Annotated in this window: 21 protein-coding genes; 4 read left to right on the top strand and 17 right to left on the bottom strand. The window is 69.8% G+C overall.

Annotated features, from left to right (window positions below; genetic code table 11):
• Positions 1 to 11: 11 nt before the first annotated feature.
• The 4 genes from LPA45_RS29805 to LPA45_RS29790 are packed head-to-tail and all read right to left on the bottom strand — an operon-like array spanning position 12 to position 4,386.
• Complete coding sequence (locus LPA45_RS29805; protein ID WP_317921002.1) at positions 12 to 1,211, bottom strand: acyl-CoA dehydrogenase family protein; 1,200 nt, start codon at positions 1,209 to 1,211, stop codon at positions 12 to 14.
• 31 nt (positions 1,212 to 1,242) lie between these two features.
• A complete protein-coding gene (locus LPA45_RS29800; protein ID WP_317921001.1) occupies positions 1,243 to 2,466 on the bottom strand; it encodes an acyl-CoA dehydrogenase family protein in 1,224 nt (407 codons plus the stop codon).
• A gap of 13 nt (positions 2,467 to 2,479) precedes the next feature.
• Positions 2,480 to 3,142 (bottom strand): enoyl-CoA hydratase/isomerase family protein, encoded by a 663-nt coding sequence (locus LPA45_RS29795; protein ID WP_317921000.1) that lies wholly within the window; start codon positions 3,140 to 3,142, stop codon positions 2,480 to 2,482.
• A complete protein-coding gene (locus tag LPA45_RS29790; protein ID WP_317920999.1) occupies positions 3,139 to 4,386 on the bottom strand; it encodes a CaiB/BaiF CoA-transferase family protein in 1,248 nt (415 codons plus the stop codon). The genes LPA45_RS29795 and LPA45_RS29790 overlap by 4 nt, the downstream gene beginning before the upstream one ends.
• Before the next feature lie 378 nt (positions 4,387 to 4,764).
• On the opposite strand from LPA45_RS29790, the gene LPA45_RS29785 reads away from it, so the two are divergent.
• Positions 4,765 to 6,018, top strand: a complete 1,254-nt coding sequence (locus LPA45_RS29785; RefSeq protein WP_317920997.1) for an alkyl sulfatase dimerization domain-containing protein — start codon at positions 4,765 to 4,767, stop codon at positions 6,016 to 6,018.
• 25 nt (positions 6,019 to 6,043) lie between these two features.
• Here the strand turns inward: LPA45_RS29785 and LPA45_RS29780 are convergent, their stop codons facing one another.
• The 6 genes from LPA45_RS29780 to LPA45_RS29755 form a co-directional block, all read right to left on the bottom strand.
• Positions 6,044 to 7,045: a tripartite tricarboxylate transporter substrate binding protein gene (locus LPA45_RS29780; protein WP_376790685.1), complete on the bottom strand. Its 1,002-nt coding sequence runs from the start codon at positions 7,043 to 7,045 to the stop codon at positions 6,044 to 6,046.
• 2 nt (positions 7,046 to 7,047) lie between these two features.
• The gene (locus LPA45_RS29775; RefSeq protein ID WP_317920995.1) at positions 7,048 to 8,385 is read right to left on the bottom strand and encodes a DUF1254 domain-containing protein; all 1,338 of its coding nucleotides are present in this window, start codon (positions 8,383 to 8,385) and stop codon (positions 7,048 to 7,050) included.
• A gap of 13 nt (positions 8,386 to 8,398) precedes the next feature.
• A complete protein-coding gene (locus tag LPA45_RS29770; protein ID WP_317920994.1) occupies positions 8,399 to 9,748 on the bottom strand; it encodes a DUF1254 domain-containing protein in 1,350 nt (449 codons plus the stop codon).
• A gap of 46 nt (positions 9,749 to 9,794) precedes the next feature.
• Positions 9,795 to 10,793 (bottom strand): tripartite tricarboxylate transporter substrate binding protein, encoded by a 999-nt coding sequence (locus LPA45_RS29765; RefSeq protein ID WP_317920993.1) that lies wholly within the window; start codon positions 10,791 to 10,793, stop codon positions 9,795 to 9,797.
• 93 nt (positions 10,794 to 10,886) lie between these two features.
• The gene (locus LPA45_RS29760) at positions 10,887 to 13,064 is read right to left on the bottom strand and encodes an acetate--CoA ligase family protein (protein WP_317920991.1); all 2,178 of its coding nucleotides are present in this window, start codon (positions 13,062 to 13,064) and stop codon (positions 10,887 to 10,889) included.
• 52 nt (positions 13,065 to 13,116) lie between these two features.
• The gene (locus LPA45_RS29755) at positions 13,117 to 13,923 is read right to left on the bottom strand and encodes an IclR family transcriptional regulator (protein WP_116321915.1); all 807 of its coding nucleotides are present in this window, start codon (positions 13,921 to 13,923) and stop codon (positions 13,117 to 13,119) included.
• Positions 13,924 to 14,086: 163 nt separating this feature from the next.
• On the opposite strand from LPA45_RS29755, the gene LPA45_RS29750 reads away from it, so the two are divergent.
• The 3 genes from LPA45_RS29750 (at position 14,087) to LPA45_RS29740 (ending at position 17,784) form a co-directional block, all read left to right on the top strand.
• The gene (locus LPA45_RS29750; protein ID WP_116321916.1) at positions 14,087 to 15,085 is read left to right on the top strand and encodes a tripartite tricarboxylate transporter substrate binding protein; all 999 of its coding nucleotides are present in this window, start codon (positions 14,087 to 14,089) and stop codon (positions 15,083 to 15,085) included.
• A gap of 22 nt (positions 15,086 to 15,107) precedes the next feature.
• Positions 15,108 to 16,106 (top strand): LysR family transcriptional regulator, encoded by a 999-nt coding sequence (locus LPA45_RS29745; RefSeq protein ID WP_317920987.1) that lies wholly within the window; start codon positions 15,108 to 15,110, stop codon positions 16,104 to 16,106.
• 160 nt (positions 16,107 to 16,266) lie between these two features.
• The gene (locus LPA45_RS29740; protein ID WP_317920986.1) at positions 16,267 to 17,784 is read left to right on the top strand and encodes a sensor domain-containing diguanylate cyclase; all 1,518 of its coding nucleotides are present in this window, start codon (positions 16,267 to 16,269) and stop codon (positions 17,782 to 17,784) included.
• Between the two features lie 26 nt (positions 17,785 to 17,810).
• Here the strand turns inward: LPA45_RS29740 and LPA45_RS29735 are convergent, their stop codons facing one another.
• From LPA45_RS29735 to LPA45_RS29705, 7 genes are all read right to left on the bottom strand, one after another.
• Entirely contained in the window at positions 17,811 to 19,079 is a 1,269-nt protein-coding gene (locus LPA45_RS29735; RefSeq protein ID WP_376790665.1) for a YihY/virulence factor BrkB family protein, read from the bottom strand.
• A 296-nt stretch (positions 19,080 to 19,375) separates the two neighbouring features.
• Positions 19,376 to 20,410 carry a LacI family DNA-binding transcriptional regulator gene (locus LPA45_RS29730; RefSeq protein WP_116321920.1) on the bottom strand — a complete coding sequence of 345 codons (1,035 nt, stop codon included), beginning with the start codon at positions 20,408 to 20,410 and terminating at the stop codon, positions 19,376 to 19,378.
• Positions 20,411 to 20,559: 149 nt separating this feature from the next.
• A complete protein-coding gene (locus LPA45_RS29725) occupies positions 20,560 to 21,543 on the bottom strand; it encodes a tripartite tricarboxylate transporter substrate binding protein (RefSeq protein ID WP_367395068.1) in 984 nt (327 codons plus the stop codon).
• A 42-nt stretch (positions 21,544 to 21,585) separates the two neighbouring features.
• Positions 21,586 to 22,689: a porin gene (locus LPA45_RS29720; RefSeq protein WP_116321922.1), complete on the bottom strand. Its 1,104-nt coding sequence runs from the start codon at positions 22,687 to 22,689 to the stop codon at positions 21,586 to 21,588.
• Between the two features lie 100 nt (positions 22,690 to 22,789).
• Complete coding sequence (locus tag LPA45_RS29715) at positions 22,790 to 23,131, bottom strand: cupin domain-containing protein (RefSeq protein ID WP_116321923.1); 342 nt, start codon at positions 23,129 to 23,131, stop codon at positions 22,790 to 22,792.
• The gene (locus LPA45_RS29710; RefSeq protein ID WP_116321924.1) at positions 23,128 to 24,105 is read right to left on the bottom strand and encodes a zinc-binding alcohol dehydrogenase family protein; all 978 of its coding nucleotides are present in this window, start codon (positions 24,103 to 24,105) and stop codon (positions 23,128 to 23,130) included. Before LPA45_RS29710 ends, LPA45_RS29715 begins: the two co-directional genes overlap by 4 nt.
• Before the next feature lie 42 nt (positions 24,106 to 24,147).
• Positions 24,148 to 25,032 (bottom strand): 3-keto-5-aminohexanoate cleavage protein, encoded by an 885-nt coding sequence (locus tag LPA45_RS29705; protein WP_317922402.1) that lies wholly within the window; start codon positions 25,030 to 25,032, stop codon positions 24,148 to 24,150.
• Between the last annotated feature and the right edge of the window lie 9 nt (positions 25,033 to 25,041).

Raw genomic sequence — 25,041 nt, 5'->3', positions numbered from 1 at the left:
AGGCTGGCGGCTCAGGCTGCGTGCGCCTGCGCCGCGTGATCGGACTTCGCGGACTTCGCGGACTTCGCGGACTTCGCGGAGTCCGCAAGCCGTTCGTAATGCCAGTCGGCATCGCCGAACAGGTTGGCCAGCGCGGCCAGCCGCTTGTAGCAGTGGCCGATTTCCATCTCGTCGGTCATTCCCACCGCGCCATGCAGTTGCACCACGTCCTCGCCAAGCGCCCTCGCCCCGACCGACACGAAGGCCTTGGCAAGCGAGACCGCGCGCCGGCGCGCGGGCGCGTCGCCGTGCAGCGCGGCGGCGGCGGCCTCGGTGATGGCGCGCGCCTGCTCGACGCTGACATACAGGTCCACCAGCCGGTGGCGGATCACCTGGTTGGCGGACAGCGGGCGGCCGAATTGCTCGCGCGTGGCCACGTAGTCGCGGGTCAGTTCGAAGGCGCGGGCCATGGTCCCGACGGCTTCGGCGCAGGCCATGGTGGTTGCATGGTCGATGGCGGCTTCGACAAGCGGCCAGGCACTGCCTACCGCGCCGATACGCGCGCTGTCCGGCACGCTGACACGGCGCAGCATCACCGTCGCGGTCTGGCGGCCGTCGTAGGTCGGCAATGCTTCGATGTGAATGCCGCGCGTGGCGGCGGGCACGGCGAACAGCGTCAGGCCGTCGCGGTCGCGGCGTGCGCCACTGGTGCGGGCCAGCACCAGCAGCACGTCCGCGCAGCCGCCGCCAAGGACCAGGGTCTTGCGCCCGTCCAGCATCCACTGGCCGTTGGCATCGTCGTGCTGCCGCGCGGTGGTGCCGACGTCGAAAGCGTCATAGCGCCCCTGCGGCTCCCATGCGGCCAGCGAGAGCAACGTGCGCCCCTCCGCCATCTCCGCGGCGGTGGCCGCATGCGCCGCATCGCCGCACGCGGCCAGCAGCGGCGCGCACAGCGCGGCATTGGCCAGCCACGGTTCGGCGGGCTGCGCGCGGCCAAGCTCCTCGGCCAGCAGGGCCTGATCGCCGGCATCGCCGAGGCCCCCGCACGTCTCGGGCAAGCCCACCGCCAGCCAGCCGAATTCGGCAAATGCCTGCCAGTGCCCGCGTGAAAAACCGCCCGGTTCGGCCAGCGCCGCGCCACGCTGCGCGAAGCCGTAGTCGCGTTCGACATAGCGCCGCACGCTTTCCTGCAGCATGCGGCGATCGTCCTGATTGTCCTGAAGGTCGCTCATGGGGTTGTTCCTGTTGTCGGCGGTGCGGGGACTAGAGCCCCAGCACCTGCTTGGCCAGCAGCTCGTGCTGGATCTCGCTGGAGCCGCCGGCGATGGTGTAGCCGCGGGTAACGAAGCGCCGTGCGGAAGCCGCCGGCGCATAGGCGGAATGCCCGGGCTGCGGCGCCGCCGGCTCGAAATGCGCGGCGCGGTCATAGGCCAGCGTGCCTGGCCCGATTGCGTCGACGGCCAGGTTCTCGATGTCCTGGATCAGCCGGCTGCCCAGCAGCTTGAGCATGCCGGTCTCCGGGCCCAGCCGTTCGCCGGCGCGCGCCCGCTGGCGGAAGCGCAGCACGGTCGCGGCCAGCGCCTCAAGACGCACCTCCAGTTCGCGGAACCGGCGCGCAAACCACGGCCGCCGCAGCAGCGGCTGCCCGCCCTCTTCCAGTTCGCCGGCGATGGCGCGCACCTTGGCCAGCCGGCGCCGGTTCTCGGCGACGCGCGCCAGGTTCAGGCGCTCATGCTCCAGCAGCGACTTGGCGATGGCCCAGCCGGCGTTCTCGTCGCCGACGCGGTTGCCGACGGGCACCTCGACATCATCGAAGAACACCTGGTTGAACAGGTGCCAGCCGTGGATGCCCACCAGCGGCCGCACGCTGATGCCGGAGCTGCGCATGTCGACCAGCAGGAAGCTGATGCCCTGCTGCGCGCGCGCCCCGGTGTCGGTGCGCACCAGGCAAAAGATCCAGTCCGCGTACTGCGCATACGATGTCCAGATCTTGCTGCCGTTGACCACGTACACCTCGGTGCCGTCGGGACGGGTCTTGCGCACGGCGCGGGTCTTCAGCGAGGCCAGGTCGGAGCCGGCGTTGGGCTCGGAATAGCCCTGGCACCACCAGTGTTCCAGGTTGAGGATGCGCGGCAGGAAGTATTGCTGCTGCGCCGGCGTGCCGTAGCGGATCAGGACCGGTCCGATCATCTCGATCGAGATGCCGCCGGTCTCCGGCGCGTGGGCGAGCACCAGTTCCTCCTGGAACACGGCGCGGCGCTCGGCGCTCCAGCCCTGGCCCTGCCAGTCGCGCGGCCAGTGCGGCGCGAGCCAGCCGCGTCCGGCCAGCCGGCGCTGCCAGTCGATCATCTCGTCCTTGCTCACTTCCAGGCCCAGGCGCACCTTCTCGCGCACGCCATGCGGCAGCGCCTGCGCGACGAAGGCGCGCACCTCGCGGCGGAAGTCCTGCAGCGAGGCTTCGCTGTCGGGGATATGGGAATCGCTCATGCGGGGTCTCCCTTCAGTGATGGATGTTGCGGCGGGTGGTGGCGGCGCGCATGCCGCCTTTGATCGCCGCTACGCCGTCGGCCGGGAAGCCGGCGATGGTCGCGGCGAGTTCGCGCGCGCGGCCAAGCACCTGCGCGTCGTCGGTGACTTCGGTGGCAATGCCCAGCCGCAACAGGTCGGCCGCTGGCACCCGGTCGCCCAGCAGGCACAGCCGCGCCGCCACCGCTTCGGAGTGCCGCAGCGCCAGCCACGCCGCGTTGCGCGGCGCGGCCATGCCGAGGCGGATTTCGCCGATCTGCAGGAAGGCGCCGGCGCCGCAGACCATCAGGTCGCCGGCCAGTGCCAGCGCCGCGCCGCCATTGACCGCATGGCGCTCCAGCGCGACGATCCAGGCCTTGCGGCTTTGCAATAGCGACTGGTGTACCCGTTCCCAGACCCGCGCAAACCCGGCCATGCCTTCGGGCTCGGCCTGCAGGGCCTTCAGGTCGAGGCCGGAACTGAAGGCACCATCGGCACCGCGCAGGAGCACCGCGCACGTTTCGGAGTCGGCATTGATCGTGTCGATGGCTTCGGCCAGCGCACGGGCCAGCGCACCATCGATGGCGTTGCGCAGCGCGGGCCGGTTCAGCACGATCTCGGCCCAGCCGGCATGGCGTACCAGCAGCACTTCGCTCATGCCGCCCCCCGTTGCCCGCAACCAAGGTCGATTGCACCGGCGCTGGCCAGCGCGTCGATCTGGGCAGCGTCGTAGCCAAGCTCGGCCAGCACCTCGGCGGTGTGCTGGCCGAGCCGTGGCACGTCGGGCACGTCGGGCATGTCGTCGGCCTTCATGTCGTCGGCCTTCATGCTTGCCAGCGTGAACGGCAGTCCCGGCAGCTCCAGCTGGCCGCCCTCGCCGTTGCCGACCACGCGCAGGATGCCGCTGGCGCGCACGTCGCCGCTGGCGCTGACCTGGTGGTAATCGCGCACCACGCCGACGACCACGTGATGGCGCTCCAGCAACGCACGCGCGGCATCGCCGCTGAGGTGGCGCAGCGCCGCGTGCAGGATCGCCAGCAGCGCGGGCCGGTTCTGCACGCGCAGCGCATTGCCGGCGAAACGCGGGTCATGCGCCAGCGCGGGCTGGCCGATGGCCTCGCACAGGCGGCTGAAGTGCTCGTCCAGGTAAGCCGACAGCACCACGTGCCCGTCCGCCACCGCGATCACGTCGGCCGCGGGCGCGGCCTTGGGCTGGCTGTTGCCGCTGCGCACCGGCAGCGCGCCGGAACACTGGTACTCCGCCCACAGCTGCGCCTGCAATTGGACGCCGACCTGCAGCAGCGAGGTCTCGATGCTCTCGCCCATGCCGGTGCGCAGCCGGCGGAACAGCGCCGCCAGGATGGCATTGGCGGCCGCCAGCGCGGTGGCCGCGTCGATCAGCGCGAAACCCGCCTTCAGCGGCTGTCCGCCGGCCTCGCCGGTGACGGACATCATGCCGCTTTCCGCCTGCGCGGCGATGTCGAGCCCGGGCCGCGAGCGCGATGGCCCGCGCGTGCCGAAGCCGCTGATCGACGCATAGACCAGATCTGGCTTCAATGCGCGCAGCGTGTCAGCGTCGAGACCAAGCGCTTCCATCACCCCGTGGCGGGTGTTGTGCAGCACCACGTCGCTGCCCAGTGCCAGCCGGCGCGCCGCCTCCGCGCCGCCGTTGGTGCGCAGATCCAGCGCGATGCCGCGCTTGCCGCGGTTGTACGCCAGGAACATCGGGCTCTGCGGGCTGGTGCCGTCGAAGCGCCGCGCGCTGTCGCCGCGCAGCGCTTCCACCTTGACCACGTCGGCGCCCAGGTCGGCCAGCATCATGGCCGCGCCCGGCGCCGCGATGAACTGCCCGAACTCCACTACCCGAATGCCTGCCAGAGGCAGGTCTTGCCGGCTTGCCATGCGATCCACTCCCGTTGCGATGATGCGAAAGGATCATGCGGCAGCCGCGCCTTTTGCGGCAGATGCCAGGATCGCGGGGGCGTAAACCCACGGTTAGCACCGGGGGTTATCCCGGGCATCGCTGCCGCCTTAGCGCGCCGCGCGACAACCGGGAACTGCCGCGCAACGCTGGCTGCTAACCACGGGTTCACACCGCGCCAGCGTGGTCGGCTCCCGCGCCGCGCCGGCGCTGGCCCGACGGGTGACGGGCGTCGGCTTGCGGGGAGTTTCCCCAATCCCCATGCGCCGCCCGTTTGCGCGACATTGCCGCTGAGGGCAAGCCGTATCCGTCCAGCGGATGGCGGCCTGCCGGACCCATTTTTTCTCAGGGAGTCACGCATGCAGGATCTCGAGGACAAGGCCGTCGCGCTGGTGACCGGCACGGGCATCGAACCGATCGACGACGGCGTCTGGCTGTTGCACGGGCAGGGACAGAGCTTTGTCGCCGACGTCGGCGGCGGACTGCTGGTGGTCGACAGCGGCCCCGGCGGCCGCGTCACCGCCGGCATGATCGAGGCGCTGCGCACGCAGACCAGCCTGCCCGTGCTGGCGATCTGCTACAGCCACGGCCATATGGGCTACAACGCCGGCGTGCAGCAATGGCTCGACCATGCCGCCGCGCGCGGCGAGCCGGCGCCGCGCTTGCTGGCCCACGTCAACGTGCTGGCACGCCAGGCGCGCTACCGCGACACCGCGCGCATGCAGGAGCGCATGGCGGAAATCCAGTTCCGCCGCCCGGCCGGCGCGCTGGCCGGCAAGCTAGGCCACACTGCGCCGACCGAGACCTTTGCCGAAGGCCTGACGCTGGGCCACGGCGAGCGCCGCGCTGAACTGCTGTGGGCGCCCTCGGAGACCGACGACGCGATCGCGGCCTGGCTGCCGGGACGGCGCGTGCTGTATGGCGGCCCTGCCGTGATCGACTCCATCCCCAATATCGGCACCCCCTTCCGCACGCTGCGCGATACCGTGCGCTGGGCCGAGACGCTGGAGCGCATGGCCGCGCTGCAGCCGCGTACCGTGGTGCGCGAGTTCGGGCCGACGTTGCAGGGCGCGGCGGAATGCGAACGCGTGCTGGGCCAGACTGCCCGCGCGCTGCGCTGGCTGCGCGCCGAGGTGGTGCGGCTGATGAACGCCGGCTGCAACGAGCGCCAGATGCTGGCCGCGCTGAAGCCGCCGGCGGAGCTGTTCGACCAGCCGTGGATGCGGCCGACATACGGGGATCCCAGCTATATCGCCCGCGATATCTACCGCTCGGAGAACGGCTGGTGGGACCGCAACGCGACCACGCTGCATCCGGCCGCGCCGCAGGATGCCGCCGCGGAAATCGCGGTGGCGGTGGCCGACCACGGCGCGCTGATCCGCCACGCGCAAGCCCTGGCCGGGCGCGGCGAAACGCAGCTGGCGCTGCATGTGATCGACGTGCTGGCGCTGGCGCCGGGCGACGCCCCCACGCTGGCCGAGGCGCGCCGGCTCAAGGCCGGGTGGCTGCGTACGCGCGCCGGCCAGGTCAGGAGCTATGTCTCGCGCAGCCTGTACGGCGCCGCCGCCGACATGCTGGAGCACGACACAGCCGACACCTTCGGCATCCAGTAAGCGCGTGCATGTGGCGTGTGTGCCGCTACTCCAGCACCACGCCACTGGCCTTGATCACCGCGGCCCACTTGCGCACTTCCGCGTCGATGAACCGCGCAAAGCCGGCGCTGTCCACCGGCTCCGGCTGCAACCCCAGCGCCGCCAGCTTGTTGCGCACCTCCGTGCCGGACAGCACGGCGCTGGCATCCTGGTTGAGCTGGCGCACGATGGCGGCGGGCGTGCCGGCCGGCGCCATCAGGCCGAACCAGCCGGAGCCAATCACGCCGGGAAAGCCCTGCTCGACGAAGGTGGGCGCATCGGGATAGACCGGCGTGCGCTGTTCCGACGCGACCGCCAGCACCCGCAGCTTGCCTGCCTTGATAAACGGCAGCGCCGTCGTGATGGCAGTCAGCGTGGCATCGACGCGGCCGGCCAGCAGCTCGGTGTAGGCAGTGGCATCGCCGCGGTAATGCACGTTCAGCACCTTGAACTTCGCCTGGGCACCGAACAGCTCCGCCGTCAGGTGCGGCCCGGAACCGGCGCCCGGCGAGGCGAAGGTCACGCCTTCCGCCCTGGCGCGCGCCAGCTTCACGAAATCCGCGACCGAACGCGCCGGCGAATCCGCCTTGACGATCAGGAACACCGGGCCGGCCACGCGCGGCCCCACCGCGACGAAATCCTTGTGGATGTCGTATTGCTGCGGCAGCCCGGCCGCCGTATTGATGGCAAACGGCGCGGCCGCCCACAGCAGCGTGTAGCCGTCGGGGGCGGCGCGCGCCAGCGTTTCATTGGCAACCCGGGTGCCGGCGCCGGGCTTGTTCTCGACCACGAACTGCTTGCCGTACTTGCGGCTCAGCGCTTCGGCCAGCAGCCGCGCCGAGGTGTCGTTGGACCCGCCGGGGCCATACGGGGAAATCAGCCGCACCGTGCGCGCCGGATACCCCTGCGCCAGCGCGGCCAGCGGCGCCAGCGCCGGCGCCGCGCCCAGCAGCATCAGGCCACGCATGCGGGCCAGCATGGCCCTGCGCGATATCGTGTCGGCGGTCATCGTCATGCCTCCGCGGACTGGATGCCCGGATACGGGAAGGTCTTGCCGAGGTGCGCCTCGCCTGGCACGTAGAGCCGCAGGGCCACGTAGAAGGGCCCCGCCGGCGCCGGCAGCCAGTTGCCGTGGCACGCCGCGTCGCGCGGCGCTGCGGCGCCCAGGCGCAGGCGCAGGCTGCCGTCCGGCTCATAGCGCAGGCTGGGCGAGCGGTCGCCCAGCGAGTAGCGGCCGATCGGGTTCTCCACCAGCATGCAGTCGCCCTTGCCGTACATGGTCAGCGACCAGAAGGCGCCCACCTGCGGCAGCTGGCCGGCTGGGAACACCAGCTCGTGCGGCTCGTTGCCGTCGAGCGGACGGCCGTGCGCGTCGCAGTCGGCGATGATGTACATGGCCTCTTCCATGCCCAGCGCGCCGATGTAGTTGCGCGCCACCTGCGCGCGCTCGGCATAGCGCGCGCCGAACGACGCGCCGATCTCGACCGGCAGGCTCCAGCCGCCGCCCAGCGCGGAAGGCATCGGCCGGGCCAGTTCAGCCAGCACCTTTTCCATGGCAGCGGCCAGCAGCATCACCTGCGTGTCGTCCAGCGCCACACCCTCGCACGCGGCACCGAGGCCCAGCGGCGCGAAGGCTTGCACGGTCGCCGCCTCGTCCGCAGGCGGCGGGTTCTCGCGCAGCGCGCGGTTCACCACTTCAGCGTAGCGCCGCACCTGCTGCGGCGACGCGCCGAGGTGTTCGTTGGGCTGCATGCCGACGTCGCAGGCGCGCACGGGGTCGCCGCCATCCGGCAGCGTCAGCCGGATGCGGTCCTGCAGCGCATGCACCGCGGGCAGGTCGTCCGCGCCGTCCACCAGCAGACGGCCCAGCAGCCACACCGCATCGGTCGGACAGGCGATGGCGGTGGCGCCAGCCGGTGCGTCGCCGTGCCAGCCGGGGCCGTGCAGCAGGAAGCGACCGGCCTGCGTGCCCGTGGTGCGGCTGCCGATGTAGGCAAAGGGATTGGTATAGAAATCGAGCAGCCCGAGCACGTAGTAGCGGCCGGCGCTGTCCGGCACCTCCAGCAGCAGCGGTCCCTGCGACAGGTCCAGCCACGCGTTGCTGTACAGCGTGTCGTTGTTGGGCGTGACCACCTGCCGGTGTTGCGGGCCAAGCAGCTGGCGCGTGTGGAAGAACTGGTTGACCCAGCGCAGCGTGCCGTCCGGGCGCCCGTCGGCAAAAGCGCCTTCACGCCGGCGGCGCGGGCAGGTGGCGGCGCGCATGCGCGCCATTTCGTACAGCGGCAGCGTGTACAGCACGGCCTCGCGGGCCAGCGCGGGCGTGCGGGAGTCAGCGTGGGATGGCGTCATGGGATCTCGCTCCTCAGGCAATGCGGCGCACCGGCGGAATGCGGTACTCGCCCGCGATAAAGGCCGGCGCGGGATGGTACAGGCGCAGGATCAGGTAGAACGGGCCCGCGGGTGCCGGCAGCCAGTTGTCGGCGTGTTCGGCGTGTTCGGCCTGTTCGGCCTGTTCGGGCCGGCGGTGCGAGATCGGGATGACCAGGCTGCCGTCGGCCTCCATGCGCAGGCCCGGCGTGCGGTCTCCCACGGCGTAGCGGCCGATCTCGTTGGCGCTGAAGAAGCGGTCCTCGCCGTACAGGGAGACCGACCAGAACGCCTGCGCCGGCGGCAGCATGCCGGGCGGGAAGCGCAGCTCGTACGCGTGCGCGCCATGCAGCGGCGCGCTGTCGGCATCGAAATCGGCCATCGCATAGATGGCTTCGTCGGCGCGCAGCGCGCCGAGGCCCTTCATCGCGGTGCAGGCGCGCTGCAGCCAGTCGTCGCCATAGAGGCCCAGCTTCAGGCTGTAGCCCCAGCTCTTGCGGCCCTGGCTGCGTGTGTGCGCCTCGATCAGCTGCATGGCCTGCCGATATGCGTTCTCCAGGCCGGTGCGGATCTCCGCGCGCAATGCCGTCACGTCAATATCAGCTTCCAGCTTCAGGCCGGCCTTGCGCAGCAACGTGAACGCGCCCAGTTCGCGCTCGGTGGGCGGATACTCGTGCAGCGCGTTGAACAGGTTCTGGAAGAAGTCGAGCGCCTCGCTGCCCGTGTGGCGCCAGTCGCGCACGCATTGCGGCATCGCCTTGCCCGGGGCGTCGAGCGCGAAGCCGCTTTCGAACGCATGGGCCGCGGCGAGGTCGTCAGGGCCCTGCACCAGCACGCGCCCCAGCAGCCACACCAGCGAGGTCGGGCAGGCCACCACATGCTCGCCTTCGGCGTGCTGGCCGGGTCCGATCAGCGTCACGGTGCCGCCTTCGGCCGGTACGTTGCGCGGCCCCAGGTTCTCGAAGTTGTTGGTATAGGCATCCAGTAACTCCACCACGTAGTAGCGGTCGCGCTGTGGGTCACACTGCGGCAGCGGCGGCACGCGCAGCGTGACCGGTCCGTCGGCCAGGTTGGCCCAGCCGCAAAAGTACAGCAGGTCATTGGCGGGCGTGACCACGTCGCGGTCTTCATGCGTCCACTGGCGCTCGCTCGCCGACAGCGTGTTGACCGGGGCGCGGCCATAGCCGGTGGCCTCGCTGACCGCGGTCTGCACCTTGCAGGTACGGATCGTCTCGACCAGCGGATAGCCGTAGATCACCAGCGGGATGGCTGCGGCGGCGACCAGCGCTTCCTGGCTGGAGCCGTAGACGGGTGCGGAGAAGAACTGTGGCGCGGGATGGTTCATGCAAGAGCTCCGAAGAATGTGAAGGAACAGGGCAACAGGTAGCGGCTCATTCCTGCGCCGCGCCGCTCGACTTGACCAGCGCGGCCCATGCGGGCACATCGCTGCGCATCTGCGCGGCGAAGGCGCTGCGCGGCTGGTGGGTGTAGCGCATGCCGAGCGCCTCGGCCTGCGCCTTGATGGCCGGGTCGCGCATGACGGCGTTCGTGGCGCGTTCGAGCTTGTCGACGATCTCGGCCGGCGTGCGCGCGGGAGCGAACAGCCCGAACCAGCTGTCGACACCGAACGCCACGCCGGCTTCGGTAAAGGTCGGCACGTCGGGCAGCGCGGGCGAGCGCTCGGAGCCGGTGACCGCCAACGCCCGCACCTTGCCGCTACGGATCAGCGGCAGCGTGCCGGCGAGGTCGGACATGGCCACGGGCAGCGTGCCGCCCATCACGTCGGTCAGCATGGGGCTGACACCTTTGTAGGGGATGTGGCGCAAGTGGATGCCACCCAGCACGTTGAGGCTTTCGCCGGCGAGATGGCCGCCGGAGCCGTTGCCCCACGAGCCGTAGGTCAGGTCGGCGCCGGGGCGCCTGGCCGCGGCGATCAGCGCGGGCAGGTCGCGGCCGGTAAAGCCGGGGCCGGCGATCAGCACGTTGCCGCCGTAGAAAAGCCGGCTGACCGGCACGAAGTCGCGCAGCGGGTCATAGGGCAGCCTGGGGAAGATCGCCGGCGCGATCGCATGCGTGGCGGAGATGCCCAGCACCAGCGTGTAGCCGTCGGGCGCGGCGCGCGCGACCTGGGCCGAGCCGATGGTGCCGGTGGCCCCGGCCACGTTCTCCACCACCACGGTCTTGCCAAGCTCCTTCGACAGGCCCGCCGCCAGCAGCCGGCCGACCACGTCGGTGCCGCCGCCCGGCGGGAACGGAACGACCAGCCGGATCGGCTTGTCGGGATAGGAGCCGGCGTGCGCGGGGGAAGCCACCCCGCACAGCGCCACGGCGAGCGCGCCCAGTGCGCGCAGCGCCATGCGCCGTGACGGCAAGTGCATGTGCATTTGCATGCTTGTCTCCAGTCTTGTTAGAGGTACTGCGTCCTGCCGCGGCGGCGGCGCCCGTCTGTGCGGGCATCCTGTCCACCGCGCTGCGCGCCGTCGCTATGCCGCGCTGCGGCGGTCCGGGCGAAGCGTGACCACCGCGTCGGCGGCAACCAGCCCCTGCGCGGTGACGATGAACGGATTGATTTCGAGCGTGTCCAGGCGCTCGCCCAGTTCGGCGGCCAGTTGCGATACCGTGGCCAGCACCTGCGCGGCGGCATCGAGGTCCACCACGGGATTGCCGCGATGCCCTTCGCACAAGGCGGCGGCACGGCTGTCGCGCAGCATCGCGCGCGCCTGGGCGTGTGACAGCGGCGCCAGCCCGCACGCGGTCTGGCGGAAGATCTCGACGGCGGTGCCGCCGATGCCCGCCAGCGCCACCAGCCCGAACACCGGATCGCGCCGCACGCCGACCATCACCTCGCCCCAGCCGCGCACCATGCGCGCCACCAGCACGCCTTCGAACGGCACCGGCGCGCCGCCATCGGTACGTGCATGCGCCACCGCTTGCGCCATGCGGGCGAAGGCATCGCGCACCGCCTGCGCATCGGCGAGGTTGAGGGCCACGCCGCCGACGTCGCTCTTGTGCAGGATCTCGCGCGAGCACAGCTTCACCACCACCGGATAGCCAAGGCGCCCGGCAATGCGCACGGCCTCGTCGACATCGTGTGCCAGACCATGCGCGGCTACCGGCACCCCTGCATCGGCGAGCAAACGCATCGCCTCGTATTCGGACAGCGCTGTCGCTTCGGGCGGCAGGTCGCGCAGCAGTCCATCGCGCATGCGCTGCCGCCCGGCGTCTGGCGACGTACCCGCACCACTGGCGGCCTCCAGCGCCGCCGCATGCGCCAGCGTGGCGACGGCCTCGACCGCATGGCCCGGTTCGCGGAACACCAGGCAGCCGCGTGCTTCCAGCCATGCGCGCTTGTCGTCGTCGACGATGCCGGCCAGCAACAGCGGTACGGCATTCGCGTCTTCGCTCAACGCGCCGACGGTCTGCTGCAGCTCCGGCCACAGCCGCGGCGCATTGGCGCCGCCAGCCAGGAAGGCCGCCACGCAGCCATAGGCGCCGCTGCGCGCCACGCCCGCGATGGCATCCATGAACACGCGCGGCTGCGCCACAACCTGCCCGGTCACGTCGATGGGGTTGGCGGTGCTGGCGAACGGGATCGCGGTGCGCAGCGCCCCGGCCGCGTCGTCCGGCATCGGCGGCAGCGGCAAACCCAGCTGTTCGGCGCGGTCGGCCATCATGATGCCCACCCCGCCCGACACGGTGACGATCGCCAGCGGCGTGGCGGCACCGGCGCCGTCCCCATCCGGGCGCTGCCAGGCCGCCGGCCACCGGCCGCGGGACAGCACGTAGCCGAGCCGGAAGAATTCTTCCAGCGTATGGGCCCGGTGCACGCCGTAGGCATTGAACACCGCCTGGTACACCGCGTCCTCGCCGGTCAGGCTGGCCGTGTGCGACTGCGCCGAGCGCGCGCCGGCTGCCGTGGTGCCGACCTTGGTCACGACCACCGGCTTGCCCGCCGCACGCGCCGCTGCCAGCGCCTGGCGCAGGCGCGCGCCGTCGCGGCAGCCTTCGATGTAGGCGAGGATCACGCGGGTGTTGGGGTCATTGGCCAGCCACTCGATCACGTCGGCCACCTGCAGCCCGGCCTCGTTGCCGGTGGTGACCCAGTGGCTCAGCCCCAGACCCGCCTCGCGCGCCAGCGCATACGCATAGGCACCGAAGGCGCCGCTCTGGCTGACCAGCCCGACTTCTCCGACCGGCGGCACCCCGCCCAGCGGGATCGGCGAGAAGGTGGCGAACATGCGTTCGCGCAGGTTCATCGCACCCAGGCAGTTGGGGCCCAGCAGCGTCACGCCGCCATCGCGCGCGCTGCGGGCCAGCATGTCCTGCATGCGCACGCCGCCCTCCCCGGCTTCCGCGAAGCCGGAAGTGAAGACTACCGCGGCGCGCGTGCCGTTGCCCGCAAGCTGCGCCATCACGTCCTGGCTGGCGCTGGCCGGCACCGCCACGATCGCCAGGTCGACGGGTTCGCCGATCTCCGCCAGCGAGCCATAGGCGCGCAGGCCCTGCACCTCGGCAGCGGACGGGTTGACCGGATAGAGGCGTCCCGCGTAGCCCAGTTCGCGCAGCAGCCGGATCGGCATCCCGCCCACCTTGTCTGGCTGGGTGGAAGCACCGACCACCGCGATCGAACGCGGGTACAGCAGGGAATTCAGGTCAACCATGTGGCAGTCTCCGGATCTTGTTTTCTGGATAGTTTCGGCCGGGCCTGGCCGGCTATTGCCGCAGGCCGGTGGCGGCCTCGATGGAACGGACCATCTCCATCAGCAGCGGCGCCACCTTCTTTTCCATCATTCCGCGCTTCACCTGCGAGCCGGGCACGGCGCAGTTGAACAGCAGCGGGCGGTTCAGGTACCTGATGCGCGAATAGACGCCCACGCCGTACACGCCGATGCCGGCATCGCCCTCGTTGAGCGCGAAGCCGCGCTTGGGGTAGTGCGCCACGTTGTGGCACAGCGTGTCGTAGAACGCCGCGTATTCCTCGGGCCGCTCCTCGCGGGCGGCCACCATCAGGCCTTCGAACTCCGCCTTCGACAAGGTGCACAGGTAAGCCCGGCCCATGGCCGTGCTTAGCACCGAGCGCACGGCGCCCGTTCCCGGCCGCGCCGGGGTGCCCTCGTTGTGGGTGCAGGACTGCAGGTAGGTCACGTCGAGCCGGTGCGCCACGCCCATCGACGCAGCGCCCTCGATACGGTCCGCCAGTGCCTGCATCAGCGGCCGGGCCACGTGGCGCACCTGCAGCCCGGCCAGGTACGGGTAGCCGAGCGCCAGCACCTGGGCGCTGACGAAGTACTTGTCGAGCTTGGGATCCCAGTCGAGGTAGCCCAGCTCGAACAGCGTGCGGCAGATGCGCGAGACGGTGGCGCGCGGCAGCTGCAGCCGCTGCGCCAGCTCGCCGTTGCCGAGCGGGCGCGGCTCGTCGATAAAGCAGCGCAGCAGGGCGAAGCCCTTGGCCAGCAGGCCGCCGAAGGACGGGTCCTCGCGGCGGCGTTCGGCGATGAATTGTTCGACTGGCAGGTTCATGGCGTTTTTCCTCTTTACCCAGTCTGGACAGCGCGCCATCCAGTGTCAAAAGGCGGAATCAATTTCCAAATATTGGAAATATAGGCCATCGTGTTGACCCTCACGGCGCACCGCCCATAAGGTTCTCCGGCATCGGGCACAGATTCGAAAAGGAGACAAGGACATGAAGAACCGCACCCTGGCCCGCCGGCGGCGTGCCTTGCTGATCACAGCCGCGGCGCTGAGCCTGCTGCCGTTTGGCGCAAGCGCCGACGATGCTTACCCGGCCAGGCCCGTGCGCCTGGTGGTGGCGTACCCCGCAGGCGGCCTGACCGACACGCTGGCTCGCGCGCTGGCGGAAGGTCTCGGCAAGCGGCTGGGCCAGACCATCGTGGTCGAGAACAAGGGCGGCGCGGGCGGCATCATCGGCACCGACCAGGCAGCCAAGGCGGCGCCCGACGGCTACACCCTGCTGCTGACCATCCCCGGCCCGGTCACCTCGAACCTGGCGCTGTACAAGAAGCTTCCCTACGATCCGCGCACCGACCTGCGCCCGATTTCGGACATCGCCACCGCGCGCACCGTGCTGGCGGTCAACGCCGGCGTGCCGGTCAAGACCGTTGCCGAACTGATCGACTACGCGAAGAAGGAACCCGGCAAGCTGCGCATGGGCTCGTGGGGACCGGGCACCCAGCCGCATACCATCCAGACCTACATGGGCAAGAAGTATGGCGTCGACATCCTGCACGTGCCGTACCGCGGCGAAGGACCGATGGTGACCGACCTGCTGGCCGGCCAGGTCAATGTGACCGTCGGCTCGGTCACCGCGCTGCAGCAACACTTCGCCGGCGGCAAGCTGCGGCCGATCGCGGTGACCGGCCCGCGCCGCGCCAGGTCGCTGCCCGACGTGCCCACCTTTGCCGAGGCGGGCTTTCCCGACGACGCCTACCGGCTGACCGGGCCGATCACGCTGATGGCCCCGGCCAGGACGCCCCAGCCCATCATCGACCGCCTCGGCCGCGAGGCCAGCGCGCTGGTGAAAAGCCCGGCCTTCGCCAGGCGCGTCGAGGACATGGGCGCCGAGCCCATCGGCAACACCCCGTCGGAGGCAGCCAGCGCCTACACAGCCTACCTGCCGGTGGTGCTGAAGCTGACCGCCGACACCGGGGTCACGCTGGACTGACGCCCCGACCGGAGCTCCTGCCATGCGCCTCAGCCAGATCCAGGACTTCATCGCGGTGGCGGAAGGCGGCAGCATCCGCGCCGCGGCCAGGACGCGCGACGTGTCGGCGCCCGCGCTGACCAAGAGCATCCGGCAACTCGAGGACGAGCTGCATGTGCCGCTGCTCACGCGCACCACGCGCGGCGTCGTGCTATCGAGCTACGGCGAGGCTTTCCTGCGCCGCGCGCGCCTGATCGCGGCCGAGGCCCGCAGGGCAACCGAGGAGATGACGCAGATGCTGGGCGCGCGCACCGGCACGGTCCGCCTCGGCGTCACCGGCGGACCGGCCCACCTGCTCGTGCCCGCGGCACTGAACCGCTTCCGGCGACAACACCCAGAGGTGCAGGTCTGCATCGACAGCGGCCGGTACGCGGTGCACCTGCAGGATTTGCGCGCGGGCCTGATCGACATGGCGGTGAGCCCGGTGCCAGACGAAGGCATCGACAACGACTTTATCTGCGAGCCGCTCTACAACAACGACTCGGTGGTGGTGGCGCACCAGGAACATCCGCTGCGCCATGCGCGCTCGCTGCGCGAGCTGGTGGGATCGGAGTGGATCCTGACGACCACCCGCATGCACGGCCCCGGCGCGGCCATCATGGATGCCTTCCGGGCACGGGCCCTGCCGTTGCCGCGCGTGGCGGTGCGCTGCGACACCTTCGGCATGATCCAGTCGCTGCTGCAGGACCGCAAGCTGCTCTGCATGGTGGCGCGCCAGCTGATGCAAGGCCGCGCGTCGGCATCGACCGGGCTCGCCGTCCTGCCGATCGAGGACGTCCTGCCCAGCCACACGGTATGCCTGATCTACCGCGCCGATTCGCCGATGCCCCCGGTCGTCGCCAGCTTCGCCGCGCAACTCAGGCGCGAGGCGCACTACCTGATCAACATGCCCGACAGTCCGCTGCGGCGTCCCCTCCCCCAGCCTCCTTCGCCATGCCAGGCGCCGCAGGGAAGTGACCGTATCAGTACTCCGGCATCCTGAACCGTCTCCATTCGCAAACGGTTGGCGAACTGCACGCGATTAACACCAGCAGTGACTCTTTTTTCACCCGGCCAACCTGGGGGGCCGCGGGCACTACAATGCTGCAAAAAATGCAACGGCAGCGCCCGCGTGTTCCATGATCGACTTTGCAAGACAACGCTTGCCTGTACGCCTGAATCCCGCCGGGATGATCGTTGCGGTGACCATCGCACTGGCCTGCGCCATCGCCGGGCTGGGCGCCGCGGCGCTTGCGCGGATGCGCAGCGACGCCCTCGCCAGCGCCAGCGAAGCCTCGGCCAACCTGGCGCTGACGCTGGAGCGCAGCATCTCGCGCAACCTGCATAGCTACGAGTTCGCCATTGCCGGGGTTGCCGATGCCATCCGCGCCCCCGAGGTGATGCAGCTGCCCACGGCATTGCGCCAGCGCGTGCTGTTCGACCGGTCGCTTAATGCCGAGGACATGGGTTCGCTGCTGGTGGCCGACGCCAGCGGCAACCTCGTGCTCGATTCGCACAAGTGGCCACCCCGCGCCGTCAACGTTGCGGACCGGGACTATTTCCAGGCCCACGCACACGACGCCCACGCCGGCACCTTCCTCAGCCAGCCGTTCCAGCCCCGAATCACGACGGAGAACAAATCCATCGGCCTGAGCCGCCGGATGCCGGCGCCGGATGGCAGCTTCGGCGGCATCGTCGTCGGCACCCTGCGCATCAATTATTTCCGCAAGCTGTTCAACGGCGTCAGTCTCGGCTCCGGCGGCACGCTGACGCTGCTGCGCACCGACGGGACCATCATCATGCGCCGCCCGTACGAAGATTCGTCGATCGGCCGCAATATTTCGGGTAGCTCTTCCTTCACGCCACTGCTGCGCGGCACCGAAGGCAGCTTTATCGGCGTCGCGGCAGTCGACGGCGTGCAGCGGCTGTACAGCTACCGGCGCCTGCCCGGCTTCCCGCTCATGGTGGTGGTCGGACTCTCGGTCCGCGACGTGCTGGCGCCCTGGTACAAGCGCGCCTGGTGGTTTGCCGGGCTGATCGCCGTGGTCGATGCGCTGCTCGTGGGACTGGCGGTGCTGCTGTCGCGCCAGTGGCGCCGCCGCCTTGCCATGGAAGCGCACCTGCGCCTGATGGTGAATACCGATGGCCTGACCGGCCTGGGCAGCCGGCGCGCACTGGATGACGCTGCCGACAAGGAATGGCGGCGCTCACGGCGCGACGGCCTGCCGCTGTCGCTGCTGATGGTCGATGTCGACCACTTCAAGCAGTTCAACGACCGCTACGGCCATCTTGCCGGCGACGATGCGCTGGCCGCGGTCGGCGACTGCATCCAGAGACATATCCGCCGGCCGGGCGACTATGCCGGCCGCTATGGCGGCGAGGAATTCGCGATCCTGCTGCCCGGCACGCCTGCCGCGGGCGCCGCAAGGGTCGCCGAGGCCATCTGCCATGCGGTGCAGGCGCTGGAACTGCCGAACGCGGCCAGCCCGCTCGGCGCGGTGACGGTCAGCATCGGCATTGCCACCAGCTCGGCCCGCGAGGGGGATGGCCCTGCGTTCGCGGACCTGCGCGCCTTCCTGCATGGTGGCGACCAGGCGCTCTACCTGGCCAAGCGCGACGGCCGCAACCGTGTGGTGGTGTTCGGCGAGACGGGGGAGACCGCGCCGACGTTGTCCGTCTGAGGCGGCGACGGCGTTTGCACAGCGCCTCAGCGAGTCCGGTGCAGACAGGCTTCGACGTAGCTCACGCCGAACTTGATCAGGTCGCGGGTATCGCCCGAGTGGTGGCCCGCCTCGGCGGACACCACCAGCGCCTGCGCCAGTTCGCGCAGGCGGTTTCGCAATGCCTGCTTGTCCGAACCCGCTGCGCTCCTGAAGTGAATGAAGGCCTTCTCCCCCGCATCCGCGATAGCGACCGCCGTTGCCTGCCCTTGCTCTCCCGCCTTGACGGCAGCCTTCACGATCTCGTCGACGTACAGCGCCACGATGGGCGTCACGCCCTCGTCGCCGGTCTTCACCGGATGGCGCGTCGCCTCGCCCCGGGCATGCTCGTCCACGACCACCTGCGCCCGCCCGCGTATCGGCGCGGTCGGCGGCGCAGGCTGGCCGCTGTGCCGCAGCGAGCCGAAGCGCTGGGCAAAATGCCAGGTAAATTCGGCACCCAGCAGGAAAATCTGCGCGGCGTAGTACACCCATAACAGCAACACCACCAGCGACCCGGCGGCGCCATAGCCGCTGGCCACACCGCTCTTGCCGATGTACAGGCCGATCAGGAACTTGCCCAGCGTGAACAGCAGCGCCGTGACGACGGCGCCAAGCCAGACGTCGAACCAGCGGATCTTGGTGCGCGGCATGATCTTGTAGATCATGGCGAACACCACGGTCGTCAGCACCAGGCTGATAGCGGTGTCCAGCGCGTGCCCGAACGCCTCGTCGATCCCCAGCAGCGGCCCCCACTCACGCCCCATCGCCGAAATGCCGGCACTGAGCAGCAGCGAGACGACCAGCAGGAAGCCGATGCCCAGGATCATGCCGAACGACAGCAACCGCGCGCGCAGCAGCGAAAACAGCCCCGAGCTCTTCTGGCGCTCCGGCACGCGCCAGATGCGGTCGAGCGCCGACTGCAGCTCGGCGAACACCGTGGTGGCGCCCACCAGCAATGCCACCACGCCAAGGACGGCGGTAATCGTGCTGGCGGCGGGTTCGCTGACCGCGATCAGCATCTCTTCGACCACCTCGGCCCCTTCGGCGCCGATCAGCCCGTTCAACTCGCCGACCACCTCGCCGCGCGCCGCTTCCGCGCCGAATATCACGCCCGCCACGGTGATGACGATCATCAGCAACGGGGCAATCGAGAAGACGGTGTAGTACGCCAGCGCCGCGCCCATGCTCGGGGCATAGTCGTCGATCCAGGAGTTGATGCTCTCCCGGACCAGCTCGAAGGCGGCACGCGGCGACACGGGGCCAAGGGATAGCATGCGAGCTCCTGTCGCAGGGTGTCCTGCTTGGCAACAGCAAGACCCATTCCAGAGCCATGGCGACGGCAATGCCGTGTCCGGCGGCCCTGCGTGGCGTGCGAACCCTGCAATGGGGTGCTGCCACATTTACCAGGCTTTGCCGTGCCTTCAGAGGTAGATGTATCCTCCGCTGCCTGCTTCGACTGGTTCTAGGGTGATTTACGCGCCCCTCATGCAGCCAAATCTTCGAACCGCAAAGCGGAAGGTCCTGGCCGGCAAGCGAACGTGGACGAGACGCGTCCTTACACCGTGGCCTGCTATGGCCTATCGGGTGGCGCCGCGGTGGAGCCGCGCACGATCAGCTGCGGCGTGAGCTGCACGGTGACCGCATCCGATCCCGGCTTGTCGATCTGCCGGAGCAGCAGCCGTGCTGCCTCCTCGCCCATTTCGTGGACGGCGATGCGCACCGTGGTCAGCGGCGGGGTCAGCGCATCGGCGAACGGCATGTCGTTGTGGCCCACCACCGAGATGTCGGCGGGGCAATCCAGGCCGCGTTCGCGCAGCAGGTCATAGCAGCCCATCGCCACCAGATCGTTGCCGGCGGCGATGGCGGTGACCGCCGGAAAGGCTTCCAGCAGTTGCGCGCACGCCAGCTTGCCGGCCTCGCGCGAATAGCTGGCGGCCTCGATCACATGCCAGGCGTCGCGGCGCAGGCGGTGCCGCTTGACCGCCTGGATAAAGCCCTCGCGCCGCAGGAAGCCGGTGGACAGCGAGGCCGGACCGGCGATATGGCCGATATGGCGATGGCCCAGGCCGGCCAGGTGGTCGACCGTCAGCCGCATCGCCAGCAGGTTGTCGCTGACCACGCACGAGACCCGTCCCGTCTCTTCGCCGCGGTTGACCGTGACGACCGGGATATGCTGCCGGATGCAGTAATCCAGGACCGCGTCTTCGCGCTCCGCCGTCGCCAGCACCAGCCCTTCGACCTGCCGGCCGATCATCTGGTCGATGATGAAGCGCTGCCGGCTCTTGTCGGTGCCGGCGTTGACGACGATGGGCACGTAGCCCTGCTGCGCCAGCACCGACTCGATCCCCGCCAGGATCGGCGGAAACACCGGGTTGGCGATATCGGGCAGCACCACGCCCACCAGCCCGGAGCGCTGCGTGCGCAGACCCGCGGCGATACGGTTGGGGCGGAAGCCGCGCGCCTCGGCCACCTCCAGGATGCGCGCCGCCACGTCCTGCGCCACCAGATGCCGCGTGGCCGGGTTCATGACCCGCGAGACCGTCGAGTAATGCACGTCGATCTCGGCGGCCAGGTCTTTCAGGGTAAGGCGCTTGCGCTCTGGCATGACGGCGGGTAGTGGGGCGGCGGCCCGGGAATGGGGGATGCGACATTTTAAGGTGCATTGCCCCTGGAGTTCCCGTTCTCCCCTCTCCGCTCGCGGGAGAGGGGCCGCGGGAGAGGGAGCACCCCAGCGGCGGTGCCACGGCCATGCCCCTACTCGCCAGCCCTGACGCCGGATTGCCGCACCACCGGCGCCAGCTTGCCGATTTCCGCCTGGATATACGCGGCAAATTCCTGCGGTGACGAGCGCCGGGGCTCGGCGCCCTGCGCGGCCAGGCGCTCGCGCACGTCGGGGGCGGACAGCGCCTTGCCGATCTCGGCATTGAGCGCGTCGACGATCTCGCGCGGCGTCCCGGCCGGCGCGAGGATGCCGAACCACGAATCGAAGGCATAGGCAGGGAAGCCCGACTCCGCGACGGTCGGGATATCCGGCAGCGCGCTGGCCCGCTTCGCCGTGGTCACCGCTAGCGCGCGCAGCTTGCCTTGCCTGACAAAGGGCAAGGCCGAAACGGAAGGCGCGAACATCATGTCGCCGCGGCCGGCCATGACGTCGGTAAGCGCTTCGCCGGTACCCTTGTACGGGATATGCGTGATGTCGATGCCGGCCTGCATCTTGAACATCTCGCCGCTCAGGTGCGTGGAGCTGCCGGAACCCGCGGAGTCGAAGTTGAGCGCGCCCGGCGTGGCCTTGGCCGCCGCCACCACATCGCGCACCGACTTGTACTTGCTGGCCGCGTTGACCACCAGCACGTTGGGCACGCTGGCCACCAGCGAGACCGGCGCGAAGTCCTTCACCGTGTCGTAGCCGAGCCTGGGATAGAGCGTGGCATTGATCGCGTGCCCGACCGACACCAGGATCAGCGTGTAGCCGTCCGGCGCCGCCTTGGCCACGCCGGTGGCGCCGACGGTGCCTCCCGCGCCGGGCCGGTTGTCGACGATCACCTGGTAGCTGCCGCCTTCGGCCATCTTGCTGCCGAGGATGCGCGCCAGGATATCGGTGGCGCTGCCGGCCGAGAACGGCACCACCAGCCGGATCGGCTTGCTGGGGTACTGGGGCTGTGCACTGGCGGCGGGGGCGGCCGCCAGCATCAACGATGAAGTCAGCGCCAGCACGGCGCCCTGGATGGATCGAATCATTCCTTGTCTCCTCACTTCCGGTCGGGACGCGTGTGCCGCGCCTCAGAAGAAATGCCGCATGCCGAGCGCGACGGTCTGCGGGTCGGCGCCCGCGCTCACGCCCAGCTCGTTGATGGCGAAGTCATAGATCGCGTTGCGCTTGTTGTTGATGCGGCTGTAGTACGCATACAGCGCCGTGCGCTTGGATAGCGGATAGTCGTAGCCCACCGTGACCTGCGTCGCGCCTGTCTCCGCGCCGCTGCGGAAGAAACCGACGGTCTCGGTGGCATTGCCGGCGCCGTTGCTGGCCAGGCCAAAGCCGACCCGCACGCTGCCCGGCCCCAGCTTCTGCACCACCGACGCGTAGTACCCATTGCGCGTCAGGTCGCCGGTGGCGGTGCGGTAGTGCAGCCGTTCATAGAGCAGCGCTACGGTGGTGCTGGGGAACTTGTAGGAAACGCCCGCCTTCATGGCATCATCGTTGCGCCCCGCGGTCTGGTAGTGCTGGTGGATTTCGTAGGCCAGCACCACGTTGAGCGGGCCGTTGTCATAGGCGGCGGAGAACGAGTACAGCCCCGGGTTGCGCGGCACCGTGGTCTTTTCCTCATTGACGCCCCACGCGGCCGCGCCGCTGAAGCCCGCCAGCGACGGCGTCTTGTAGACGATGATGTTTTTCTGCCGGCGGTCGAACGCGCTGGTGTCCTGCACGTTGTCAGAGCTGGACGTGGAGCCGTTGCCGATCAGCGCCATATAGCCCGCCGTGGTCGGGTAATACGGGTCGTAGGTCAGGGTCGCCTCGGTATAGGGCGTCTGCCAGTGCCCCATGAACAGCGTGCCGGCGCTGCCCTGCAGCCCGATGCGCGAGTTGCGCCCCGCGATCTGGCCCTGGCCGGTGTCGAGCGAGACGTTGCTCTCGATCTGCCAGATCGCCTTGAGACTGCCGCCCAGCCCTTCCTCGCCGCGCATGCCGAACACGGAACGGTTGTTGGTCAGGCGGCCGACTCCGCCCAGGCGCGTGCCGTCGGTCGCCGTATTGGCATAGGAATACTCCAGCGCGGTGTTGAGGCGCCCGTACAGCGTCACGGACGACTGCGCGCCCGCGTGGCCGCTGCAGGCCGCGCCCACCGCCAGCAGCAGCAAGCGGCACCGCTTGGGAACGGATCTCATTGGTCTACCCCTGTGGTTGTGATCATTCTTTTTGTAGTCACTTTTGTGGTCAGCGCCGTGCATTTCAGCGCTGCAATCGTTTGCATTCCAACGCAAGGAATCAGGCCTTCGGATACGGCATCGCCAGCAGCAGCAACGCCGGCCGGTTGCCCGGATTCGACACCTGACGCGCCTCCCCCGGGGCAAGCCGCACCGAGTCGTACTGTCCCAGCGTCACGGCCTGGTCCGGCGTGCGCACGCAGACTTCGCCTTCGAGCACGACGTAGTGCTTTTCCACCGGCGAGGCATCCAGCGCGGTATGGCCGCCGGGCAGCAGCACCGAGACCCCGAGCCACAGCGCCTCGGACGGCCCGGCCTCGTGTCCCTGCAGGCGCAGGCAGTGCATGCCGTCGTGGTTGGCCGGGAAATACGCCGGCGCCTGGGCAAAGCGGGTCGTGTTCATGGCTTGAGCACCACGCGCTCGGTCGCGCCTTGCAGGACCGCGCGGTAGGCGTCCTTGGCATTGGCCAGCGCATAGGTGTAGCCGGACAGCACCGGGAACGGCCGCAGCGCGCCCGAGGCAAACATCGGCGCAAGCTGGTCAAGGATCCTGGCGCAGGCGCCGCTGTCCAGCGCCAGCGTGTCGACGCCGACGTACGTATGCTGGCCGCGATAGAAGGCAAAGATGTCGAACGGCACCGGCTTCTCGATGGTCGAGATAAAGACCTGCGCCGCGCCGATCGCCATCGCCTGGTTGGCCTGCTCGAAGTACGGGCTGCCGACGGTGTTGTAGACGATGTCGGCGCCATGGCCGCCGGTCTCGTCGCGCACCACTTCCGCGATTGCTTCGCGGCTGGCGTCGATCATGCGCACCGCGCCGCTGGCGTGGCCGCGGTAAGCCTCGGCCGCGCGCTCGACGGCAAAGACGCGCGCACCGAGCGCCGTGGCGATCTGGATGGTGGCCTGCCCCACCTTGCCATTGCCGCCACAGACCAGCACGGTGCTGCCGGCCTGCGGCATGCCGGCGCGGCGCAGGCCTTCATACGCGGTGATGAACGGCACGCCGACGGCGCCGGCCTCCAGCAGCGACACCGACGCCGGCTTGGCGCGCACCGCGCTGGCCTGGATGCGCAGGTACTTGCCATGCGTGCCGTCGCGGCGGATGCCAAGCTCGCCGCCGCTGCCCCACACCTGCAGGCCCAGCAGCGCGGCGGGACCGTCGACCACCAGGCCGGCATAGTCGCGGCCCGGCGTGCGCGGCCAGATTGCATGCGGCATCAGGCCCAGCGTTGCCTTGACGTCGCTGGGGTTGACCCCGGCACTGGCGACTTCGATGATGCATTGGTCCGCCGCGGCATCGGGGCGCGGTACGCCGAGCAGTTCAAGTTGCAGCGCTTCGATATCGGCGGCTTTCTGGTTCACGCGGATGGTGTTCATGAGGTTTGTCCTTTCAGGAATCGGCAATACGGTTGGCGGGGCTCAGGCTTCGCGCAGCCCCAGCGTGCGGCGCGCCTCGGCCGGCGACGCGGTCTCGCCGCCAAGCGAGCGCACGATGTCGCGGGCCTTGGCGACCAGCGCGGCATTGCTCGGGGCCAGCACGCCCTTGTCCAGGTAGATGTTGTCTTCCAGGCCGACGCGCACGTGGCCGCCGGCCAGCCATGCCTGCGCCACGATCGGGAACTCGGCGCGGCCGATGCCGAAGGCCGACCAGTGCGCGCCGGCGGGCAGCATGTTGCGCGCGTAGAAGATGGTCTCGGGCGTGGGCGCGAAGCCGTACTTCACCCCCAGCACGAAGGTCCACAGGCCGGGCCCGTCAAGCACGCCGTCGCGGATGAAATCGAGCGCCATGTTGAGGTCGCCCGAATCGAAAATCTCCAGTTCCGGCATGACGCCGGCGGCGCGGATCGCGGCGGCCATCTTGCGCACGTTGGCGGGCGTGTTGATGACCACGTCGCCGCCGGAATTCATGGTATTGAGGTCGAGCGAACACACGTCCGGGCGCAACGCGGTGATGTGCTCGACGCGCTTGCCCGGAGGCAGCAGCGTGGTGCCCGGCGCCGACACGCGCGGCTCGTCTTCGCTTGGTACGAAGCGGCCGCCGGGACCGGTGGTGAGGTTGATGATCAGCGTGCGGTTGCGCGCGCGGATGCGGTCGATGACGTCGGCGTAGTACTCGAGCGCCATCGACGGGCGGCCGGTCTCGGGATCGCGCACGTGGATATGGGCGGCGGCAGCGCCAGCTTCGGCGGCTTCGAGCGCGGCGTCGGCGATCTGCGCGGGCGTGACCGGCAGGCCGGGATGCTGCTCGGGGGTGACGATATTGCCGGTCACCGCGCAGGTGATGATGGTCTTGCGTGCGTGCATGAGAGAACG

This window comes from Cupriavidus sp. Agwp_2 (assembly GCF_040784895.1).
GTDB lineage: Bacteria > Pseudomonadota > Gammaproteobacteria > Burkholderiales > Burkholderiaceae > Cupriavidus.
The sequence above is the reverse complement of the archived record's forward strand: the minus strand, read 5'-3'. Positions and strand labels throughout refer to the sequence as shown.

Bases quoted from the DNA above. Each gene is read 5' to 3' on its own strand.
- LPA45_RS29805 (WP_317921002.1), bottom strand. From the start codon at position 1,211: ATGAGCGACCTTCAGGACAATCAGGACGATCGCCGCATGCTGCAGGAA.
- LPA45_RS29800 (WP_317921001.1), bottom strand. From the start codon at position 2,466: ATGAGCGATTCCCATATCCCCGACAGCGAAGCCTCGCTGCAGGACTTC.
- LPA45_RS29795 (WP_317921000.1), bottom strand. From the start codon at position 3,142: ATGAGCGAAGTGCTGCTGGTACGCCATGCCGGCTGGGCCGAGATCGTG.
- LPA45_RS29790 (WP_317920999.1), bottom strand. From the start codon at position 4,386: ATGGCAAGCCGGCAAGACCTGCCTCTGGCAGGCATTCGGGTAGTGGAG.
- LPA45_RS29785 (WP_317920997.1), top strand. From the start codon at position 4,765: ATGCAGGATCTCGAGGACAAGGCCGTCGCGCTGGTGACCGGCACGGGC.
- LPA45_RS29780 (WP_376790685.1), bottom strand. From the start codon at position 7,045: ATGACCGCCGACACGATATCGCGCAGGGCCATGCTGGCCCGCATGCGT.
- LPA45_RS29775 (WP_317920995.1), bottom strand. From the start codon at position 8,385: ATGACGCCATCCCACGCTGACTCCCGCACGCCCGCGCTGGCCCGCGAG.
- LPA45_RS29770 (WP_317920994.1), bottom strand. From the start codon at position 9,748: ATGAACCATCCCGCGCCACAGTTCTTCTCCGCACCCGTCTACGGCTCC.
- LPA45_RS29765 (WP_317920993.1), bottom strand. From the start codon at position 10,793: ATGCAAATGCACATGCACTTGCCGTCACGGCGCATGGCGCTGCGCGCA.
- LPA45_RS29760 (WP_317920991.1), bottom strand. From the start codon at position 13,064: ATGGTTGACCTGAATTCCCTGCTGTACCCGCGTTCGATCGCGGTGGTC.
- LPA45_RS29755 (WP_116321915.1), bottom strand. From the start codon at position 13,923: ATGAACCTGCCAGTCGAACAATTCATCGCCGAACGCCGCCGCGAGGAC.
- LPA45_RS29750 (WP_116321916.1), top strand. From the start codon at position 14,087: ATGAAGAACCGCACCCTGGCCCGCCGGCGGCGTGCCTTGCTGATCACA.
- LPA45_RS29745 (WP_317920987.1), top strand. From the start codon at position 15,108: ATGCGCCTCAGCCAGATCCAGGACTTCATCGCGGTGGCGGAAGGCGGC.
- LPA45_RS29735 (WP_376790665.1), bottom strand. From the start codon at position 19,079: ATGCTATCCCTTGGCCCCGTGTCGCCGCGTGCCGCCTTCGAGCTGGTC.
- LPA45_RS29730 (WP_116321920.1), bottom strand. From the start codon at position 20,410: ATGCCAGAGCGCAAGCGCCTTACCCTGAAAGACCTGGCCGCCGAGATC.
- LPA45_RS29725 (WP_367395068.1), bottom strand. From the start codon at position 21,543: ATGATTCGATCCATCCAGGGCGCCGTGCTGGCGCTGACTTCATCGTTG.
- LPA45_RS29720 (WP_116321922.1), bottom strand. From the start codon at position 22,689: ATGAGATCCGTTCCCAAGCGGTGCCGCTTGCTGCTGCTGGCGGTGGGC.
- LPA45_RS29715 (WP_116321923.1), bottom strand. From the start codon at position 23,131: ATGAACACGACCCGCTTTGCCCAGGCGCCGGCGTATTTCCCGGCCAAC.
- LPA45_RS29710 (WP_116321924.1), bottom strand. From the start codon at position 24,105: ATGAACACCATCCGCGTGAACCAGAAAGCCGCCGATATCGAAGCGCTG.
- LPA45_RS29705 (WP_317922402.1), bottom strand. From the start codon at position 25,032: ATGCACGCACGCAAGACCATCATCACCTGCGCGGTGACCGGCAATATC.